Below are 3975 nucleotides of genomic sequence, written 5' to 3'. Positions count from 1 at the left end.
GAATCCTGATTTATAGTGGCCCGCCACAATTCGAGGACCGCGCTTCATGTCTGAAAAACCAGTCGATTCGCTGAGCGAAAGCGAGGCCGCGGAGGAGCTGAAGCGGCTGGCGGCGGAGATCGCCGAGCACGACCGGCGCTACCACACGGAGGATGCGCCGACGATTTCGGACGCCGAATACGACGCATTGGCGCGGCGCAACCTTGCCATCGAGGGGCGCTTTCCCGATCTCGTTCGCGAGGATTCGCCGTCGCGTCGGGTCGGCGCGCCGCCGGCGGAAGGCTTCACCAAGGTGCGGCATGCTGTGCCGATGCTGAGCCTCGCCAAGGCCTATACCGACCAGGACGTGGCCGATTTCATCGAGCGTGGCCGGCGCTTCTTCGACCGCGACAAGGACCTCGATATCGCCTTCACGGCGGAGCCGAAGATCGACGGGCTGTCGGCATCGCTGCGCTACGAAAACGGCATCTTCGTGCAAGGCGCGACACGCGGCGACGGCGCGGTCGGCGAGGACATCACCGCCAATCTCAAGACCATCGCCGACATCCCGAAGAAGTTGCAGGGCTCTGGCTGGCCGGAGGTCATCGAAATCCGCGGCGAGGTCTACATGACCTACGCGGAGTTCGAGGCGTTGAAGCAGCGCTCGGCAGCTATCGGCGGCCAGGACTATGTCAATCCGCGCAACACGGCGGCCGGGTCGCTGCGCCAGAAGGATCCAGCCGTCACCGCCAGCCGCAATCTGAAATTCTTCGCCTATGCCTGGGGCTACACGACGGCGGATCCCGCTCCGACCCAGTACGATTCCGTGCAGAAGTTCCAGGAATGGGGCTTCAAGATCAGTCCGCTGATGGTGCGGGCAAGGTCGATCGACGACCTCATCGGGCACTACCACCGGATCGAGGAACAGCGTTCTTCGCTGGGTTACGACATCGACGGCGTCGTCTACAAGGTCGACCAGCTCGAGCTGCAGCGCCGCTGGGGTTTTGTGACCGGCGAGCCGCGCTGGGCAGTTGCCCACAAATTCCCGGCCGAACAGGCGATGACGACGGTCGAGAAGATCGACATCCAGGTGGGCCGCACCGGCACGTTGGCGCCGGTGGCGCGGCTGGCGCCGGTGACGGTCGGCGGCGTGGTGGTGGAAAACGTCACGCTGCACAATGAAGATTACATCAAGGGTTTTGACAGCAACGGGCGGCCGATCCGCGACGGCATTGACGTTCGCATCGGCGACACGGTGGTGATCCAGCGGGCAGGGGACGTCATCCCGCAGATCGTCAGGGTCCTCATCGACAAGCGGCTGGCCGATGCGGTGCCGTATGAGTTCCCGCACACCTGCCCGGTCTGCGGCTCGCCGGCGACGCGCGAGATCAACGAGAAGACCGGCAAGGAGGATTCGCGGCGCCGCTGCACCGGCGAGCTGATCTGCGCAGCGCAGGCCGTGGAGGGGCTGCGCCACTTCGTGTCGCGCGGCGCGCTCGATATCGAGGGCCTCGGCGCCGAGAACATCGACCTGTTCTTCAATGCCGGGTTGGTGAAGACCGCCGCCGACATCTTTACGCTGAAGGACCGCCGGCCGGCCGTCACCAAGGCGTTGGCGGAGCGGCGTGAGGAGCAGGCCAGACTGCGCGAGGCCGCATCGGGCAAGACGCGCAAGAATGTGCGCAGCATCGAAGATCGCAACTACGAAGGCCTCGACAAACTGTTCGCAGCCATCGACGCGCGCCGCGAGCCGGAGCTCGACCGCTTCATCTTCGCGCTCGGCATCCGCCATATCGGCGAGACGACGGCGGCGGTGCTTGCCCGCCAGTTCTCGACCATCGAGGAACTGATCCGCGTCGGCAAGGAGACGGCGAAGGCGGAGGATCCGCATGACGTGTTCCCGTCGATCAACGGCATCGGCGACACCGTCATCAACGCCTTGCGCGACTTCTTCGGCAATGAGCGCAATGACGACGTGCTCGATGCGCTGCTGGCGCAAGTCCATCCCAAGCCCTATGTGGTCGAGATCTCGGCCGGCAGCGAGGTATCCGGGAAGACGGTGGTGTTCACCGGCACGCTGGAAAAGATGACGCGCTCCGAGGCCAAGGCGATGGCGGAGCGCCTGGGGGCGAAGGTCGCCGGCTCGGTTTCGGCCAAGACCGATCTGGTGGTGGCGGGTCCGGGCGCCGGCTCCAAGCTCAAGGTTGCGAGCGATCTCGGCATCGAGGTGATCGACGAGGACACCTGGCTGCAGCGCATCGGCAGGGGCGGCTGATGGCCGGAGCGTTCAAGGGTTTTGGCGAGAAGGCCATTCCGTTCCTCAAGGCGCTCGACTTCCACCAGAGCCGCGAATGGTTTCAGGAAAACCGCGGTCTCTACGAGAGTGAGCTGCACGAGCCGTTCTGCGATCTCGTCGAAGCGCTCAGCGAGCGTTTCGCGGCGGCGGGACTTGGCCTGCGCGGCGACCGCAAGAAGTCGCTGTTCCGCATCAATCGCGACGTTCGCTTCTCCAAGGACAAGCGCCCCTATAATCGGCACCTGTCGGCAATCCTGTCGCCAGACGGCACCAAGATGGAGCAGGGCGTGTTCTATGTGCATATCGGCCTCGAGCGCTGCTTTGCCGGCGTCGCCTGGTGGCAGCCCGGACCGGAGTTGCTGCAGGCGATGCGCAAGGCGATCGTGACGAAGCCGGCCGCCTTCCGCGCCATGGTTTCAGCGCTGAAAAAGACTGGGCTGGAGCTGGATAGGGAAGATTGCCTGAAGCGCGCGCCGCGTGGTTTCGAGGACGTCAGCGAAGCCGATCTCGCGCAAGCAGTCCGCAACCGCCATTTCGTGGTGCGGCATAATATTGATCCCGAAACCATCTGCCTGGCGGCGTTAGTTGACGATCTCGTCGGCTTCACCTTGCGCGCCAAGCCGCTGCTCGATTGGGGCAGGGCGATCCAGGGCAAGGCTGCCTGAGCCGCTCAAAGCCCGGCAATCAGTTCCGCTGATCGTCGGCTCAAGCGAATTGGTGTGACAAGCGGGGCGACGCTCCCTAAATCAAGCCGCTCAAGGGAGCAGTTGGATGACGGCGGAAGCAATCTCCGAAAGCCGTGCGAGGAGCGATTTCTGGGACGGCGTGCGGCTGTCGATGCCGGTCGTCGTCGCCTCCGCGCCGTTCGCGATCCTGTTCGGCGCGATTGCCGTGGACAACGGGTTTTCGGTCCTGGAAGCATTCCTCATGAGCGCGCTGATCTTCGGCGGCGCCAGCCAGATGGTCGGCATCGAATTGTTCGGCCAGCATGTCGCGCCCTGGCTGATCGTGCTCTCGATCTTCGCGGTGAATTTCCGTCACGTGCTCTATTCCGCCGGCATCGGCCGGCGCATGGCGCATTGGCCGCTGCTGCAGCAAGCGCTGGGCTATTTCATCCTGACCGATCCGCAATATGCCGTGGCCGAGGCGCGCGCGGCGTCCGGCCAATCGGTCGGGTTCGTCTGGTATCTCGGGCTCGGCCTGCCGGTCTATGTGTTCTGGGTGGCCGAAAGCGCGCTCGGCGCAATCTTCGGCAAGATGATCCCGGATACCCATGCTCTGGGCATCGATTTCCTGCTGCCGATCTATTTCCTCGGCCTGGTTCTCGGCTTCCGCAAGCGGCCGCTGTGGCTGCCGGTGGTCGTCGCCAGCGCGGCCGCCTCGATCGTCGCCTACAAGACGGTCGGCTCGCCCTGGCATGTCTCGATCGGCGCCATTGCCGGCGTCCTTCTGGCGGTCATTCTGCCGCCGCATCATAGCGGCGTGGGGCAGCGCACATGAGCACGACCTTCTGGATCATCCTCGCCGGCGCCGTCGCCACCTATCTCACGCGCGTCGGCGGCCATCTCGTCATCTCGCGCTTCGAGACCGTCCACCCGCGTGTCGAGGCCGGCCTCAACGCCGTGCCGGCCGCTGTGCTGACGACACTTGTGGCACCTGCCGCGCTCGGCGCCGGACCGGCCGAATGGGCAGCGCTGATC

Annotated in this window: 4 protein-coding genes; all 4 read left to right on the top strand. The window is 64.9% G+C overall.

The window, feature by feature from the left end:
- Positions 1–46 precede the first annotated feature (46 nt).
- Complete coding sequence (gene ligA, locus EOA60_RS22325) at positions 47–2254, top strand: NAD-dependent DNA ligase LigA (protein ID WP_095824916.1); 2208 nt, start codon at positions 47–49, stop codon at positions 2252–2254.
- Positions 2254–2940: a TIGR02453 family protein gene (locus tag EOA60_RS22320; RefSeq protein ID WP_095802425.1), complete on the top strand. Its 687-nt coding sequence runs from the start codon at positions 2254–2256 to the stop codon at positions 2938–2940. Before ligA ends, EOA60_RS22320 begins: the two co-directional genes overlap by 1 nt.
- 106 nt (positions 2941–3046) lie before the next feature.
- Positions 3047–3775 (top strand): AzlC family ABC transporter permease, encoded by a 729-nt coding sequence (locus EOA60_RS22315; RefSeq protein WP_095824915.1) that lies wholly within the window; start codon positions 3047–3049, stop codon positions 3773–3775.
- The coding region (locus EOA60_RS22310; RefSeq protein WP_128311904.1) for an AzlD domain-containing protein at positions 3772–3975 on the top strand (204 nt) is incomplete at its 3' end. The genes EOA60_RS22315 and EOA60_RS22310, both read left to right, overlap by 4 nt.

The sequence above is a fragment of the Mesorhizobium sp. M1A.F.Ca.IN.020.06.1.1 genome, assembly GCF_004023265.1.
Lineage (GTDB): Bacteria > Pseudomonadota > Alphaproteobacteria > Rhizobiales > Rhizobiaceae > Mesorhizobium.
Note: the sequence above shows the minus strand (reverse complement) of the source record. Positions and strands in the feature narration are given on the sequence as shown.